Below are 15,050 nucleotides of genomic sequence, written 5' to 3'. Positions count from 1 at the left end.
CGCTGCGCAAGTGCTTTGCGGCAGGGCTGAGCTGCGCACGGCGGACGAAGCGGCACTCGCGCCGCACGACCCAACCGTGTCTTCGTGAGCGACTGCCACAGCTGTCAGAGCGAGGCCGGAGTCGCCTCCCCCACGCCCCGGCGTTTGCGGCGCCATGCGTACAGCGCGAGTGCGACGAGCGTCATGGCGTACGGGATCGTCGACACCAGCTGGGGCGGCACGTCGAGGGTGCCGAGCTGTACGGCCAGGGCCTCCGCCGCGCCGAAGCCGAGGGCGGCGAGGAAGACGCCCCAGGGGCGCAGGCCGCCGAGGAAGACCGCCGCGAGGGCGATGAAGCCGCGGCCGGCCGTCATGTCCCGTACGAAGAAGGACACATAACCCATGCTGAGGAAGACCCCGGCGAGTCCGGCGAGCGCGCCGCTGAGGGCGAGTCCGGCGTACTGGACGCGTCGTACCGGGATGCCGACCGACGCGGCGGCGTCCGGCATCTCCCCCACCGCGCGCAGGTGGAAGCCGAAGGTCGTGCGGTAGAACAGCCAGGCGACGAACGGCGCGGTCAGGAAGGCCAGCCAGGTGATCAGGTTCTGGCCGCTGAGCACGTCCCCGAGTACCGGGATGCTCTCGATGCCGGGCAGGGGGACGGTCGGCAGGGTGCCGCTGTCGAGGCCGGAGGTGCCGCCCTTGTCGTCCAGGAGGGTGTAGACGGCGTAGGCGGTGGCACCGGAGGCGAGGAGGTTGAGGCCGATGCCCGCGATGATCGCGTCGGCTCCGAGTTCCAGGCGCAGCGCGGCGAGCAGCAGGCCGAGGAGGGTGGCCACGGCGATCCCGCTCAGGGCTCCCAGGGCAACGGAGCCGCTGTAGCCGGCGACCAGCGCGCCCGTGCAGGCGGCGGCCAGCATCTGGCCCTCCAGGGCGATGTTGCTGATGCCGGCGCGTTCGGCGACCAGTCCGCCGAAGGCGGCGAGCAGGTACGGCGTGGCGACTCGCAGCGCGGCCGCCAGGAAGGCACTGCTGAAGACGACGTCGAATACGGAACTCATCGGGCGCCCACCTGCTTCTGTGCCGCCTGCTTACGGGCGATCCGCCGCTTGAGCAGGTCCGGCAGGGCCTGTGCGGTGACCAGGAGCACGATGACCGCCTGGATGACGACGACGATCTCGGTGCCGACGTCGGTCTGTTGTTCCATGATGTCTCCCCCGGCACGCAGGTAGGAGTAGAAGAGTCCGGCGATCACGACGACCAGCGGGTTGTTCCGGGCGAGCAGGGCCACCACGATCCCCTCGAAGGCGAGGCTTCCGGCCATGCCGGGTTCGAGGCGGCCGTAGACGCCCTGGACGAGATGGGCTCCGGCGAGGCCCGCGACGGCGCCGCCGATGACGAAGCTCCACTCGATGGCGCGGGGCACCCGGATGCCGCCGTACTCGGCGAAGTCGGAGTTGGCGCCGGTCATCCGGATGCGGTAGCCGAGCGGGGTGCGGGTGATGAGCAGCCACAGCGCGACGGCGGTGAGCAGCATCAGGAAGAGGCCGACGTTGGAGCGGCCCAACGGGATGCCGAACCAGTCCGTCAGCGGGGTGAGCACGGAGTCCTGCTGGACGCGCTCGGAGTGCACGGCGCTGCTGCCGGGCTCTTTCAACGGGCCGTTGACCAGGTAGTCGTAGACGCGGACGACGATGGCGTTGAGCATGAGTGTCGCCACGATCTCGTTGGCGCCGAGGCGCGCCTTCATGGATCCGGGTACGAAGCCCATGCCCGCTCCTGCCGCGGCCGCGGCGACGAGCGGGACGACGACGGCGGCGACCGGCGGCAGCGGGAGGAAGATGGCGACGGTGGCGGCCGCCAAGGCACCGGCGTACAGCTGGCTTTCGGCGCCCAAGCTGATCTGCCGGGCGCGGAAGGGGATGGCGACCGACAGGCCGAGCAGAGTGAGGGTGGTGGCGTCCTCCAGCCAGCGGCCGACCCGGAAGGAGCGTTCCAGCGGCCCGGTGAGCAGGGCCTCGTACGCCGCGACCGGATCCTTGCCGGTGGCGAGGATGACTAGGAAGCCTACGGCGAGGGCGGCGAGGACGGTGGCCAGGGTCATGCTGAGGTCGACGGCCAGGCCGCGGCGCCGGGTCGCCCGGTACTCCCGGCGGTCCTCGGTCTCGATGAGGGTGCTGGTCATGGGGTGGGCTCCTCACCGGCGGCGAGACCTGCCGTCAGGTGCTTGTCGTCGTGGTGTTCGACGCCGAGCATGTAGAGGCCGACGTGCTTCTCGGTCAGGCCGGCGGTGTCGTCGAAGCGGCCGACGAGCAGGCCCTCCTTGAGGACCAGCAACCGGTCCGAGAGCGCGAGCAGTTCGGTCAGGTCGGCGGAGATCAGCAGGACGGCGGCGCCGTCGTCCCGCGCGGCGACGAGACGCTCGTACATGAAGCGCATGGCGCCGATGTCGACCCCGCGGGTGACCTGGGAGGCGATCAACAGCCGTGGTCCGGCGGAGAGTTCGCGGGCGACGATCACCTTCTGCACGTTGCCGCCGGACAGTGCGCGCATGGGGACGGACGGGTCGGGGGTGCGGATCGCGTACTGGTCGATGAGCCGCTCGGCGTGGGCGCGCACGGCCTTGGGATGCAGGACTCCGCGGCGGGCGAGCGGGGGGCGGTCGTGGCGGTCGACGACGAGGTTGTCGGCGATCGACTCGTCCAGTGCGGCGCCGTTGTGCAACCGGTCCTCGGGGACGTATCCCACGCCGGCCCTGCGGTGACCGGCGACGCCGAGCCCGGCGGTGTCGGTGCCGCCGACGTGGATCGTGCCGGCGGTGGGGCTGCGCAACCCGGCCAAGATCTCGGCGAGTTCACTCTGGCCGTTGCCCTCGATGCCGGCCACTCCGACGATCTCCCCGGCCGCGACGTCGAAGGAGAGGCGGTGCAGCGACTGACCCGTGGGCGCCTCGTATCCCAACTTCCGTACACGGAGGGTGACTTCGCCCCGGCGGGCCGCGGCCCGGTCGACGTCCAGGGACAGGTCGCGGCCGACCATCATCGCGGCCAGGGAGCGCTCGGTGGCGTCGGCGGTGGGGACGGTGCCCACCAGGGAGCCGGCGCGCATCACGCTCACCTGGTCGCTGATCTCCCGTACCTCGCGCAGCTTGTGCGAGATGAACAGCACCGTCATCCCGCCGTCGCGCAGCCGTCGTACGGCGGCGAAGAGGTCCTCGGTCTCCTGTGGGGTGAGTACGGCGGTCGGCTCGTCCAGGATCAGCACCTTCGCCCGGCGGTGCAGGGCCTTGAGGATCTCGGTGCGCTGGCGCATTCCGACGGACACCTCGTCGATGCGCGCCTTGGGGTCGACGGCGAGTCCGGCCTCCTCGGCGAGCCGGGCGGTGATCTCGACCGCCGCCCTCGCGTCGACCAGGCCGCGGCGGCCGGGTTCGACGCCGAGGACGACGTTCTGGGCGACGGTGAAGGAGGGCACCAGCATGAGGTTCTGGTGCACCATGCCCACGCCGAGCGCGATCGCTGCGGCCGGGCCGCGCAGGGTGCGCGGCCGTCCGCCGATCAGGATCTCGCCGGACGAGGGCTGCTCCAGGCCGTAGAACATCTTCATCAGCGTGGACTTGCCCGCGCCGTTCTCACCGACCACCGCCCGGATCTCACCGGGTGGGACCGTCAGGTCCACGCCGCGGACCGCGCGCACCCCGTTGCCGTAGGTCTTCGTCACCGCTCGGGCGGCGACGGCCGGACCTGCGGCGTGCCATGACTCGTTCATCGTCGGGACCGTTTCGGTTCGGGCGGCTAGAGGGCGCTGGGGACCTTGACGGAGCCGGACTTCACCTGGTCGGCGGCCGCCTCCAGCTCGGTACGGATCTTCTCCGGCACCAGCTCCTTGAAGTGGTCGTCGTTCACGTAGCCGACGGCGTCCTCGGCCAGGCCGACGGTCTCGACGGTGCCGTACTTCAGGGAACCCTTCTGGTCGTCCTGCGCCGCCTTGTACAGGGCGTTGCCGACGTTCTTGAGGATGGAGGTGACGACGGTGTTCTTCTGCGCCGGGTCGGTGAGGGTCTGGTACTGGTCGGAGTCGACTCCGAAGGCGTAGCGCTTCGCCGCGGCCGCGGACTCGAAGGTGCCGAGCCCGGAGAGCCCGGCGACCGGCCACACCAGCGCGGCACCCTGGCCGTACATGGCGTTGGAGATCTCCTTGCCCTTGGCCGGGTCACCGAAGGGCTTGTCGCCGCCGACGTACTGCACGAGGACGTTTGAGTCCTTGCCGCCGGCCGCCTTGAATCCGGCCTTGAATCCGACGACGAAGTCCTCGATGAGGGGAATCTTCACACCGCCCATGACGCCGGCCTTGTTCAGGGATTCGGCTCCCTTCAGGGATTTCGCGGCGATGAGCTTCTCGGCGAGGAATCCGGCGAGATATCCGCCCTCGTTCTGCTTGAAGGTCACGGAGTACACGTTCTCGCACTTGTTGGAGCAGGTGCCGTTCTTGCCGCTGTAGTCGACGGGCGCGTCGAAGACCCAGAACTTCTTGTCCGGGTACTGGGGGGCGAGATCGCCGATGTAGTCGGTGACGTCGAAGGTGCCGGCGGCGAGGATGTCGTAGTCGTCGGCCGCGGCCGCGTCCTCGAAACCGGGCTCCCACTTGGTGCGGTCCGAGCCCAGTTCCACCACCTTGAGCTCGTAGCCGAGGTCCTTCGCGGCGCGCTTCAGACCCTCGTGGGCGGAGTCGAAGAACGACTTGTCGCCCAGCCCGCCGTTGATCACCAGTTTGACGCGGGGCTTGCCGGAGGCTCCCGTGGAGCCGGAATCCCCGTCCGACCCACCGCATGCGACGAGTACGAGCATTCCCGCCACCAGCGCCGCGGCGGCGCTCTTTCCATTCCTCATCTGCCTTCTCCTGATCATGTGTCGTGTGTGGGCCGGTTAGGGGTGAGTGATTGCGTTGAACACTAAGAAGTGCAAAACGTTTTGGCTACGAGGTCCGGTTTCCGTTTGATTTCTGAAGCAAGAAATTCAGTCGGCGAGCAGGGCGTCGGCCGCGATGCGCACGGCCCGTGCGAAGCACGTCTCCCGTTCGGCGGCGGTGAGCTGCTCACCGGTGCGGAGGTGGTCGGTCGCGGTCAGAACGGCGAGTGCCTCCCCGCCCTCGGCAGCGGCGACGGCGTAAAGCCCCGCGGCCTCCATCTCGACGGCGAGGGTGCCCCTGCGTTCCAGCGTGTCGAAGACGGCGGGCCTGTCCAGGTAGAAGTGGTCGGTGCTGAACACCGGTCCGATGCGCACGGCTCCCCCGCCGTCCGGCTGTTCCTGTTCCGCGGCCCGAACGGCGGCGCCCAGCAGCCGATGGGACGGGGCCAGGGAGAGGGTGACGCCGCTGTCCGGCAGCCGGCCGACCTGCGAGTCGGTGTGCGCGGCGGAGGCGATCACCACGTCCCGCAGCGCAACCGATGCCGGGATCGCGCCTGCCGTACCGACCCGGGCGATCCTGCGTACGCCGTAGTGGCGCAGCAGTTCGGTCGCGTAGATCGACACCGACGGGATGCCCATGCCGGAGGCGAGGACCGACATGGGCTCGCCCTGATGGGTGCCGGTGTAGCCGAAGATTCCGCGCACGTCGGTGACGAGCCGGGCGCCCTCCAGGAACGTCTCGGCGATCCGGCGCGCACGGCGCGGGTCACCCGGCATCAGCACGAGGGGGGCGAAGTCGCCTGGCGCGGCGGCGATGTGCGGTGTGCCGTGTGCGGGCATCACAGCTCCGCTCCGGCGAGCCAGCGCACCAGCCGGTCCCACAGCTCGGCATAGCCCTCCCATTCCAGGAACGGCGGCGGGGCCCAGTGGGGTGCGACATCGGAGGTGAACGCCGCCGACCGGCCCGCGCCGTGCCCGCCGACGACGAGCAGCGGATGCCCGGCGCACTCGGCCAGCAAGGACGCCTCCGGCCGTACGGTGACCTCGTTGAGTCCGAGCAGCGCGGGCCACAGCCGCTCCAGCCCTCGTACGACAGCGTGATCGGCCACCACTTCGGCCACGGCCCCGGCCGGGAGCTCCACCCGGTCGTCCCGGTCGACCATCACCACTGGCAGCGCGTCGGCCAGTGGTGTACGCCCCCAGCGTGCGCGGGCGTCGATGCCGCTGAAGGTCAGATAGCCGCCGATCATCAGCACCCCGCCGCCCTGTTCCACGAAGTCCCGGACCAGCTCGGTACGGTCGGGGCAGGGGATGGAGTGGCCGAAGGTCTGCGGCGGCAGCTGGAAGCTGTTGGCTCCGACGTCGCTGATGATCACGACGTCGTAGGCGTCGAAGCCGTCCGCAGAGTCCGGGACACGGGTGGCTATCTCGTGCGCGGGGACGTACTTCACCTCGTGCCCGCGCGAGCGCAGCGCCTCGAGGAAGACGTGGCCGCCCTCGGTGTACTCCGCGGTGTGGAAGGCGTCGAAGCCTTTCTGATGGACCGTGTACGTGAACCAGGACTCGCCGACGACGAGGACTCTGGGCATGGTGAAATCGCCTTTCGGAAGGGGGATTTGGGCACAGGGGTGGTGCGACACCGCGTCCTGCGGGACGGGCGGGATGGGCGGAAGGGGTCAGCGGGCGGCGGGCGCCGTGCTGCCGCGCACCTTGAGGGTGACGGGGAGGGTGTGCCGGGATGCGGGCGGGACCTCGCCCCGGGAGACGTACTGGAGGAGCTGCGCGGTGGCGGTGCGGCCCACGTCGTAGGCCGGCTGATGGACGGTGGTCAGGGGCGGGTTGATCTGAGAGGCGGCCCGGATGTCGTCGAAACCGACCACGGAGATGTCCCCGGGGACCGAAAGTCCGGCCTCGGTGAGGGCGGCGAGGGCACCGAAGGCCATCAGGTCGTTGGCCGCGAAGACGGCCGTGCAGTCCAGGCCGCCCTCCTCGAGGAGTTTGGCGACCAGGCGGTGGCCGGAAGCCTCCTTGAAGTCACCGACGCGTTCGACGACGTGACCGCCGAAGGCCCGCACGAAGCCGGTGGCGCGTGCGACGCCGCTGCGCAGCCCGCGCGGACCGGTCAGCATCAGCACCCGGCGGTGGCCGAGCTCCCGCAGATGCTCGCCGACCAGCCGGCCGCCCGCCTCATGGTCGGCGGTGGCGATGAGGGCACGTTCGAGGCCGTCGACCTCCTCGTCGGCGAGCGCGATGGGGAACTTGCCCATCAGCGCCTCCAGCCGCCGACGCGACGGCGCGGACCCGGAGGCGTACACCATGCCGTCGACGAACCGGCTGCGGATCATGCCGAGGTAGCGGTCCTCGCGCTCGGCGTCGAACTCGGTGTTGCACAGGATCAGCCCGTACCCCAGGTCGTGGGCGGCGTCCTCGGCGCCCTTGGCCAGCTCGGCGAAGAAGGCGTTGCTGATGTCCGGGATGAGCAGGCCGATGACGGAGGTGGAGCCGGCCTGAAGGCTGCGGGCCAGCGAGGCCGGGACGTATCCGAGCCGGTTGACGACGCTGCGGACGCGGGCGGCGGTCTGTTCGTTGACCGGCCGGTTGCCGCTGAGGACATGGGAGACGGTGGTGGGGCTGACCCCCGCGGCGGCGGCCACGTCCTTGATGGAGGCGGGCCTGCGCACCGCCGACCGATCATCGTCTCTCCGCTGCCCGTACGGCTCACGGGTCATAGTGCTGCACCACCCGTCCGTGGGAGGTGTCGAGGATCCGCGCCACCCGGGAATCGGCCTCCGCCAGCAGTGCGGGCTCGTCCACGGTCAGCAGACGTCCGTCACGCATGAGAACCCGGCCGTCGACCACGACCGTGCGTACGTCGCTGGCGCGGGCGCTGTAGACGAGTGCGGCGCGTGGGTCGTGCAGGGGACGGCAGTGCGAGCCCGACAGATCCGTGAGCACGATGTCGGCGCGCATGCCCGGCTCCAGCGCCCCGATCCGGTCCTGCAGACCGAGGGCACGGGCCCCGCCGCGCGTCGCCAGGCGCAGGGTGTCGGAGACCGTCATCCAGGTGGCGTCCCGCACCGCCTGCTTCTGGGTCAGGGCGACCAGCCGCAGCGCCTCCCACACGTCAAGCGTGTTGTGCCCGGCGGCGCCGTCCGTGCCGACCGCGACCGTGACTCCGGCGTCGAGCAGGTCGCGGACCGGGGTGAGCGGGGACAGTGCGTGCTTGAGGTACACCTTGGGACAGCAGGCCACGGCGGTCGTACTGGCGTACTCGGCCAGCAGCGGCAGGTCCTGTTCCACGATGCCGCAGCCGTGGGCGATGAGGGCGCCCGCCTCCAGGACCCCGGTCTCGTGCAGCACCCGGATCGGTGTGGCACCGCGCCGCGCGAGGCTGGACTCGGTCTGCTCCAGGTGTTCGGCGGCGTGGATGTGCAGGCGCAGTCCGAGTCGCCGGGCGTGCCCGGACAGGGTCCGCAGATCCTCGTCGTCCACGGTGTACGGGGCATGCGGCCCCAGCGAGACGGTGACTCGGCCCCCGGCCGTGCCGTGCCGGGTCTCCGCGAACCGCACGGTGGCTTCCAGGGCCTCCTGACCGTGGCTGCTGAAGTAGGTGGGCGCGATGTCGGCCCGCAGGCCGGTCTCGGCGACCGCCTCGGCGATCTGCTCGGGGAAGAAGTAGTGGTCGGCGAAGGTCGTGACTCCTGAGCGGATCATCTCCGCGCAGGCCAGCAGCGCCCCGGTCTGCACGTCGTCGGGGGTGAGGTTGGACTCCATCGGCCAGACCCGCTCGTTGAACCAGCCCTCGACCGTCACGTCCTCAGCGGCGCCCCGCATCAGCACCATCGGGCTGTGCGTGTGCGCGTTGACCAGGCCCGGTACCGCGAGCAGACCCCGGCCGTCGATCACCTCGGCGGCGTCGTTCGGATGCGCGCCGCCGGTCGGCCGTACTTCCTGGATACGGCCGTCCGCCACGACGATGTCGTGCGCCCGGAGGATCTCGCACTCGCCCTCCGCCGGGATGCTCAGCACATCGCACCCGGTTACCACGAGGCCACCCGACACAGCGGCCGTTTTCTTGCTCATGGCACTCAAGCTAGGGATGCAAAACGTTTTGCACAACCCATCACTTTCCAGGCGGATCGGACAGGATCCGGGTCGATCCACGCGCCGTCGATCGGCCAGGCCGGACACTCGTCAGAGGACGGCGGTGACGAGGCCCACCAGCAAGGCGGTCACGAGACTCAGCACCAGGACGGCGACGAGCCCGCCCAGCCCCGCGAACAGGTATCCCTCCGCGTTCTCGAGCCTGGCGTGCCGCGCGCAGGCGAACAGCCAGGCCGACAGAGTGAGGAACGGGACAAGCAGGAGCCCGGCGACGGTACCGAAATCCTGGACGGCGGAGCCCGACAGTTCGTACGCCCGTCCCCTCGCAGTCCGGACCTCCACGGCCGTACCGGACGGGTATTTTTCGGCGGCCGACTGCAGCAGGATCCCGCGGGCCGGCTCATCCGCTCCGCGCGAGGCGTACGAGCCCGTACAGTCCGTGCCGGACACGTTCCCGTCCACATCGTGGGAGTCATGGCACTCGGTGATCAACACGACACCGTCCACGGGCCCGAAGCCGAGCACCGCGGACAGCTGCGGTCCGGACACCAGCCAGACCAGCCACCCGGCGAGGGCCAGGCTCACCACCCCTCCGACCGCGGCCGCGCCCCGCGCCAGCCACCGTACGGCACCCCGCATGGTCAACCCTCCTGAGCTCACGTCGTACCGTCCTCGTACTGGCCGAGGCAGCGAAGGCCGCCTTGCCAGGGGCGGAAGCGTCCTTTACGGGGGGCCTCACCCGACCCGTCCGCCGCCACCTCGGTGACCTCGACGGCGGGAAGAGCCGGCACCTCGGCAGAGCGGCGGACGATCAGCAGCGGCGCCCCGACCAGCAAGGCTTTTTGACCTACCGTCAACCTCTCGACTCTCATCGCCGTGGCGTCAGGCGATGCGCCCAAAGGCTGGGCGACGGTGGCTGGATCGGCGTCAGTGGAGACCAGTGGCGCTGATGACCGGCTCACGGCGGACGCCGTGCACCCGCGGGCTGCCGCACGGCTGGTAGCTGCGGCGGGCCGCCCCGACCAGGGCCGGGTCGGGGGTCGCTGCCGCCAACAGGTCTTTCAGTCTCCCAGCCACCAGTCGTCGACGGCATCCGGATGCGGGGGCAGCGCGCCGTTGCCCTTCGGGGCTCCGAAGGCCGGATTGACGCCCAGGGCAACGTCCCCGCCGCCGCGCAGCACCACACGAGACGGTGCTCCGATGTATTCGTTCTCCACGCAATAGCGGGTCTCGGCATAGGCACCCTCCATCGCGTTCTTGAGGGTGAGCAGGTCCAGTACCTCGGGCCCCCCTTGAACTCCCTTCACCAGCCCGCGCACAAGGGTCTCGGTGAAGGGATCATCGCTGAACCCGAAACTCAACGGTCCGGCCAGCACGGACACCCTGGGGGCCGTCGTGGCCAACGCCGACGCGGCTACGTCCGGGTAGCCGCACTCAAGGATGACGACGAGGCGGGCCGCCTGACTGGCACTCATGATGTCGGCAACCGCTTCCAGGCTGACACCGGTGTCTTCCAGACGGCACGGGTCGGTGCCCCCGACGCCGAGGAACAGACGTTCCTCGTGGTAGAAGTCCTTCCCGGCGAACTGGAACAGCAGCACGTCTGATGCCGCTTCGGCGGCGTGCCGGACGGCACCGAGGACATCGGCTGGGCGCTCCGGGTCCAGGAGCAGCGTGGTGTTTTCCCGGCGGAACGCGCCACCACCGGATCCCTCACTGGTGAGCGCCTCCGTGGCCAAGCGGCGGGTCACGTCCGCCGCCGCAGAAGAGCCCAGGCCGAAGCTGGAGCCGACCAGTACCGCGCGGGAACGCTCACGGGCGGGCAGGAGAGCAGGACGCAGCTGATCCGAAGGGGCTGTCATACGGGCTCCTCGCAGGTGCGGGTCGGCCTCGACGGACGCAATGACGCGCTCGACGAGTGCAACGCCGTGGTCGGTGGTTCGCGGTGCCGGAGGAACGAGATCACGTAAGGGCGTCTTCCATGGCCGGGATGAGGAGTCGGAGCAGGTCCTGACCGATTTCGTCCTGCACGAACTGCGGGTAGTCGCCGTCGCGGGAAGGGACCACGTCAAAGAGGAAGTGCCGGGCACCCACCGTGAAAGCGAACATCATGGGTCCGTCGTCAGCGGGCCGGACTCCGAACGACTCTCCTTTTGCCATGTTTTGAGGGATCAACTGCACGCCCGGTGCCCCCAGGCGGTTCCGGTAGTCCTCTCGACTGACTTCCTGGACGCTCGCATAGGAGGTCGGGTTGCCCCACGTGCACCCCCATGGGCGCTTGCCGTCGACGGGGTCGGGACGCGTGCCCACGAAGGCCTCGTACTTGCCATAGCGACCGAAGATCCCCGGTAGCTCTTCCGTGTCCATCAGCGAACACGCGCTCGCCTGCTGAGCGGACACGGCCTTCGACGAACCCTCCTGACTCGAAGAGCCACCGGGTCCGGCCGTCGAGCAGCCGGCTACGGCGAGAGCTCCTACGAGGAGGGGCACGGTCCAACGATGCCTTCTCCGCCCTGACTCTGTAGGTGCTTCACGCATCCCAGCCCTCCAAAAAGAAGCGGCAGCTCTCCGTGCCGGCGCCCACGTCCTGCTGTCCGTCACCATGTCGATCCGCCCGTTTCGCTTGCCTGATGCTCAAGACGCCGCCCGCTCCACGACGTGGCGCTACGGGGCGCCCGCGCCCGAGGATCCTTCCGCACCACGCGACGTCGGCCGCGCTGGTCGCCTCGACCGGGTCGCACCCTCGCAACCGGCCCAGCATGAGGGCCCCTTCCAGGGCCTTGGCCACCGACATCTGCCTCCTCGCCTTCCGGGTCCGCGACCGCGTACTGCGCCCCGCTCGTGGCCGAAGCCAAGGGCACCATGCCCGAAGCCGCGCCGCTCCGAATCCGCCGATCGTCGGCGCCTCACCGTCCGACCAGGGACTCCCGGATTCCCGGACCGGGCCGGAGCGGGGATCTGCTGTCCGGCGTCCAACCCGGGCCGACCCGCGTGCCGCCGGCTTCGGCGGGAGGCGGCGGCCCGGCCCTGCGCGTACGTTCTCCCGCATCCAGGCGCTGCCGAGGCACCCTCACGTGCCCGCCGGCAGGGAGGCATCCGGCCGCACCAGGGCGATACCAGGAGGGCCGCGCATGAACCCGGGTCGACAGGTGGAGTTCCAAGCATCGTGCGGGCACTTGACGTGGCCGCTCCTGTCCGTCCGTCGCCGGCGGGCTGCCGAAGTCCGCCCGGTCGGGGGAGGTTCTAGGGAGCGGCGGTTGGTTCCTGGGACCAGTCGGCCAGCAGTCGCTCGGTCTCGCGGGTACGTGGGTGGTGGGTGCCCTGGACCCGGACCATGTCGGCGAGCACGGCGGTGAGTTGGGTCACGGCGGTGGTGTGGTCCCCACCGCTGTACAGCAGTTCGGCCCGCTGCTGGCGGATGCGCAGGGACCGCGGGTGGTCGGCGCCGAACACCCGCTCCACCGTCTGGTGAAGCAGCCCGAGTTGTTCCACTGCCGCGACGGTGTCTCCGGCGACACCTCGCCAGAAGGCCAGGTTTGTCTGGCAGGTCAGGGTGGTGGGGTGCTCTGTGCCAAGCCCGGCTTCCGCGTCGTCGGCCGCCGTGACGAACTGCTCGACTGCCAGGTCGTGGTCTCCGGCGATCCCGTGCCAGTAGGCGAGGTTGTGCCGGGCGATGAGGGTGTCGTGGTGCAGTCGGCCGAGAACGCTGACCAGTCCGTCGACCGCCTTCTGGTAGGTGGCGACGGCCGTCCGCACGTCGCCCGTCTCCCCGATCCACCGGCTGAGGTCGGACAGGACTCGTAGCGTCGACGGGTGCCGTGGCCCGAGGCTGCGCTCCAGGTCGCGGGCGAGTGCGGCATAGGCGTCGCGGGCGCCGACAGCGTCCCCGGACAGGCCGCGGCACAGGGCGACATGCTCTTCGGCGGCCGTCACCAACGGATCGTGCGGGGCGAGCACCGCCCGAGCCTCGGCGGCCAGGGCGTCGAAGTCGGCCAGGGCGGCGACGATCAGCCCCGTCTCCATCCGCCAGCGGGCCTCGTGCAGCCGTATGGACAGCGTGTCCGGATCGGCCGGACCCAGACTGTCCTCGGCCTCGCGCCGGAGGTCCGCCAGCAGCCGTACGGCCTCCGTCGTGTTCCCCAAGTCGCCTTCGGCCTGTGCCACTTGCGCGCGAAGCGTGAGCAGGTCCCGATGGTCGGCGGGGAGTTGCCGCCGGGCTCGGTCGGCGAGCTGCGTCGCCATGGTCCGTGCCGCGTCGTGACGGCCCAGGCCGGCCAGGTGCGTCCCCAGCCTGCGGAGCAACGGGTGCATGCCGGCGTCGTACCAGAGGTGGTCGCCGGCGTGGGCCAGCAGTGCTTCGGCGCAGCGGTACAGCACGGCCGTGCTTTCGGGCGCGCAGTCCGGCGCGGACCACACCTCTTCCAGGGCATCGGCCGCCGCCGTGGCGATCGCCGCCCGGCGGTCCGGCCGTACGCCGTCGCGGACCACCCGCTGGACCAGCGAGTGCACCTCGACGACGGCAGTGCCGGACGGTTCCTGGTGGGTGACGAGACTCAACCGGTGCAGGGCACGCAAGGCGAGCAGGTTGCTGCGTGCGGGGAGGGCGCCCCGCTCAGTCAGTGCGCCCCGCTCGGGGGGTTCGCCTCGCTCGCAGCAGCGGTCACCGTCGAGCCATGCGCGGGCTGTTGAGCTGAGCAGGACCCCCTCCGGAATGCCGTCGGGCGCCAGCACCGAGATCAATTCGAGCAGGGCACGGGCGGCTCCGGGCGGAGCCAGTGACTCCGCTCGCGCCAGGGCGAGTTGGAGGGTGCTGGTCACCGTACCGCCGTGCTCGTCGGCGGGGGACGACGACGGGAACAGACCGGCGAGGTTCTCCCGCTCGTCGGTCAGGAGGTTCAGGTACGAGGGCAGGTCCATGCCGGTGTCGATGAGGAAGGCCGCCGCCTGGGAGAGGGCGAGCGGAAAGTGCCCGAGCACCGAGGTGAGGGCGACCAGGTCCTCCGGGCGGTGCGCCGGGAGCCCGGCCGGCCCGGCGGCGGTGTCCGGATCCAGCGACAGCCGGTCGGCCAGGTATCCGGTGGCCTCCTCAGCGGTGAACACACCGACGGGGATCACGCGGACGCCCGGACGAAGCAGTACGGCGTCCCGCCGACGGGTGGTGACCACGGCCCGGCCGGCGTCGCCCTCCGGCCACAGCCCGGCCACTTCGCCGAGGTCGTCGACGTCGTCGAGGACCACGAGCCAGGACGTCGCGGTCGACCGCAGCCAGGCGAGGAACAGGTCGGCCTGCGTCTCGTCGTCGCTGCCGGGGTCGGTGCCGGGCGTGGCGCCCTCGCCGGTGACGCTCGCCCGCGAGAGCGCGCGCCAGGCGCGGGCATAACCGTCCAGCACGGAAGCACGGTTGTCGGCGGCCACCCAGAGCAGAAGCTCGCTTCGCCGCTTGGCACGGTGGAACGCTGCCGCGGCCAGCTGCGACTTGCCGACGCCGCCCGCACCGGTGAGCAAGATCCGCCGTACGGAATCGTCCGCCAGGCCATCGTCGATGCGCTCGGCGAACTCTTGACGCCGGCGCAGCGCGGCGGCGTCGCTCGGCGGACGCCCGATGACGATCGGCGCCTGCACACCCTGCGGCCGTTCGGTGATGCGCTCCCGCAATCCGGTGGCGAGGCGGTCGCTGCGGTGCTCCCGCGCGGCGCGCCACAGGCCCTGCCAGCGCGCCACAGCTGTCCGGTCGGCCGCAACGCCACCGGTCGCCTGCTCGACGGCGCGCACCAGGGCCATCACGGCCTCGAACTGACGGGGCACCGACCGTCCGCTGGTCCATTCGCCGAGCCGACGTGCGTCAACGGTGACCCGGCGTCCGGACGGCAGCACCACCGCGCCGGCCCGCCGGGCCAGCGCCTCGTCCGGCACGTCCGGCAGCCTGCGACGCAGTCGGGTCAGTTCCGCCGCGAAGGCGAGCCGAGGATCACCGGTTCCGTGCTCGCCCACCTACGGCGCCCCTTTCAGCCGACTCCACGCAAAGACTCCGCCTCCGGGCAACCTCGCCTGTGACGCGGG

General features: G+C 70.7%; 14 protein-coding genes. All 14 read right to left on the bottom strand.

From position 1 onward, the window contains the following. Positions 1–104 precede the first annotated feature (104 nt). A complete protein-coding gene (locus EJ357_RS42190) occupies positions 105–1,040 on the bottom strand; it encodes an ABC transporter permease (protein WP_126397321.1) in 936 nt (311 codons plus the stop codon). Further along, positions 1,037–2,164: an ABC transporter permease gene (locus EJ357_RS42185; protein ID WP_126397319.1), complete on the bottom strand. Its 1,128-nt coding sequence runs from the start codon at positions 2,162–2,164 to the stop codon at positions 1,037–1,039. The genes EJ357_RS42190 and EJ357_RS42185 overlap by 4 nt, the downstream gene beginning before the upstream one ends. After that, positions 2,161–3,747 (bottom strand): ABC transporter ATP-binding protein, encoded by a 1,587-nt coding sequence (locus tag EJ357_RS42180; RefSeq protein ID WP_126397317.1) that lies wholly within the window; start codon positions 3,745–3,747, stop codon positions 2,161–2,163. The genes EJ357_RS42185 and EJ357_RS42180 overlap by 4 nt, the downstream gene beginning before the upstream one ends. Before the next feature lie 26 nt (positions 3,748–3,773). After that, complete coding sequence (locus EJ357_RS42175; RefSeq protein WP_126397315.1) at positions 3,774–4,868, bottom strand: BMP family lipoprotein; 1,095 nt, start codon at positions 4,866–4,868, stop codon at positions 3,774–3,776. Positions 4,869–4,994: 126 nt separating this feature from the next. Then, positions 4,995–5,726 (bottom strand): purine-nucleoside phosphorylase, encoded by a 732-nt coding sequence (gene deoD / locus EJ357_RS42170; protein WP_126397313.1) that lies wholly within the window; start codon positions 5,724–5,726, stop codon positions 4,995–4,997. Then, positions 5,726–6,475, bottom strand: a complete 750-nt coding sequence (locus EJ357_RS42165) for a glutamine amidotransferase (protein ID WP_126397311.1) — start codon at positions 6,473–6,475, stop codon at positions 5,726–5,728. Before EJ357_RS42165 ends, deoD begins: the two co-directional genes overlap by 1 nt. 87 nt (positions 6,476–6,562) lie before the next feature. Further along, positions 6,563–7,615, bottom strand: a complete 1,053-nt coding sequence (locus EJ357_RS42160) for a LacI family DNA-binding transcriptional regulator (protein WP_126397309.1) — start codon at positions 7,613–7,615, stop codon at positions 6,563–6,565. After that, entirely contained in the window at positions 7,605–8,969 is a 1,365-nt protein-coding gene (locus tag EJ357_RS42155) for an amidohydrolase (RefSeq protein ID WP_175647722.1), read from the bottom strand. The genes EJ357_RS42160 and EJ357_RS42155 overlap by 11 nt, the downstream gene beginning before the upstream one ends. A gap of 111 nt (positions 8,970–9,080) precedes the next feature. Next, a complete protein-coding gene (locus tag EJ357_RS42150) occupies positions 9,081–9,575 on the bottom strand; it encodes a hypothetical protein (RefSeq protein WP_126397307.1) in 495 nt (164 codons plus the stop codon). Between the two features lie 71 nt (positions 9,576–9,646). Beyond that, positions 9,647–9,847 carry a hypothetical protein gene (locus EJ357_RS42145; RefSeq protein ID WP_126397305.1) on the bottom strand — a complete coding sequence of 67 codons (201 nt, stop codon included), beginning with the start codon at positions 9,845–9,847 and terminating at the stop codon, positions 9,647–9,649. Positions 9,848–9,917: 70 nt separating this feature from the next. Further along, positions 9,918–10,043, bottom strand: a complete 126-nt coding sequence (locus EJ357_RS50345) for a hypothetical protein (protein ID WP_267132881.1) — start codon at positions 10,041–10,043, stop codon at positions 9,918–9,920. An 8-nt stretch (positions 10,044–10,051) separates the two neighbouring features. After that, positions 10,052–10,852, bottom strand: a complete 801-nt coding sequence (locus EJ357_RS42140) for a hypothetical protein (RefSeq protein WP_126397303.1) — start codon at positions 10,850–10,852, stop codon at positions 10,052–10,054. Between the two features lie 100 nt (positions 10,853–10,952). Continuing rightward, positions 10,953–11,390, bottom strand: a complete 438-nt coding sequence (locus EJ357_RS42135; protein ID WP_126397301.1) for a hypothetical protein — start codon at positions 11,388–11,390, stop codon at positions 10,953–10,955. 843 nt (positions 11,391–12,233) lie between these two features. Then, on the bottom strand, positions 12,234–14,981 hold the full coding sequence (locus tag EJ357_RS42130) for a tetratricopeptide repeat protein (protein ID WP_126397299.1): 2,748 nt from the start codon (positions 14,979–14,981) through the stop codon (positions 12,234–12,236). Positions 14,982–15,050 lie beyond the last annotated feature (69 nt).

It is taken from the genome of Streptomyces cyaneochromogenes, from assembly GCF_003963535.1.
Lineage (GTDB): Bacteria > Actinomycetota > Actinomycetes > Streptomycetales > Streptomycetaceae > Streptomyces > Streptomyces shaanxiensis.
The sequence above is the reverse complement of the archived record's forward strand: the minus strand, read 5'-3'. Positions and strand labels throughout refer to the sequence as shown.

What these genes read in the sequence shown, in the direction of transcription:
- EJ357_RS42185 (WP_126397319.1), bottom strand. Translation starts at nt 2,164, where the DNA reads ATGACCAGCACCCTCATCGAGACCGAGGACCGCCGGGAGTACCGGGCG.
- EJ357_RS42155 (WP_175647722.1), bottom strand. Translation starts at nt 8,969, where the DNA reads ATGAGCAAGAAAACGGCCGCTGTGTCGGGTGGCCTCGTGGTAACCGGG.
- EJ357_RS42190 (WP_126397321.1), bottom strand. Translation starts at nt 1,040, where the DNA reads ATGAGTTCCGTATTCGACGTCGTCTTCAGCAGTGCCTTCCTGGCGGCC.
- EJ357_RS42180 (WP_126397317.1), bottom strand. Translation starts at nt 3,747, where the DNA reads ATGAACGAGTCATGGCACGCCGCAGGTCCGGCCGTCGCCGCCCGAGCG.
- deoD (WP_126397313.1), bottom strand. Translation starts at nt 5,726, where the DNA reads ATGCCCGCACACGGCACACCGCACATCGCCGCCGCGCCAGGCGACTTC.
- EJ357_RS42165 (WP_126397311.1), bottom strand. Translation starts at nt 6,475, where the DNA reads ATGCCCAGAGTCCTCGTCGTCGGCGAGTCCTGGTTCACGTACACGGTC.
- EJ357_RS42140 (WP_126397303.1), bottom strand. Translation starts at nt 10,852, where the DNA reads ATGACAGCCCCTTCGGATCAGCTGCGTCCTGCTCTCCTGCCCGCCCGT.
- EJ357_RS42160 (WP_126397309.1), bottom strand. Translation starts at nt 7,615, where the DNA reads ATGACCCGTGAGCCGTACGGGCAGCGGAGAGACGATGATCGGTCGGCG.
- EJ357_RS42175 (WP_126397315.1), bottom strand. Translation starts at nt 4,868, where the DNA reads ATGAGGAATGGAAAGAGCGCCGCCGCGGCGCTGGTGGCGGGAATGCTC.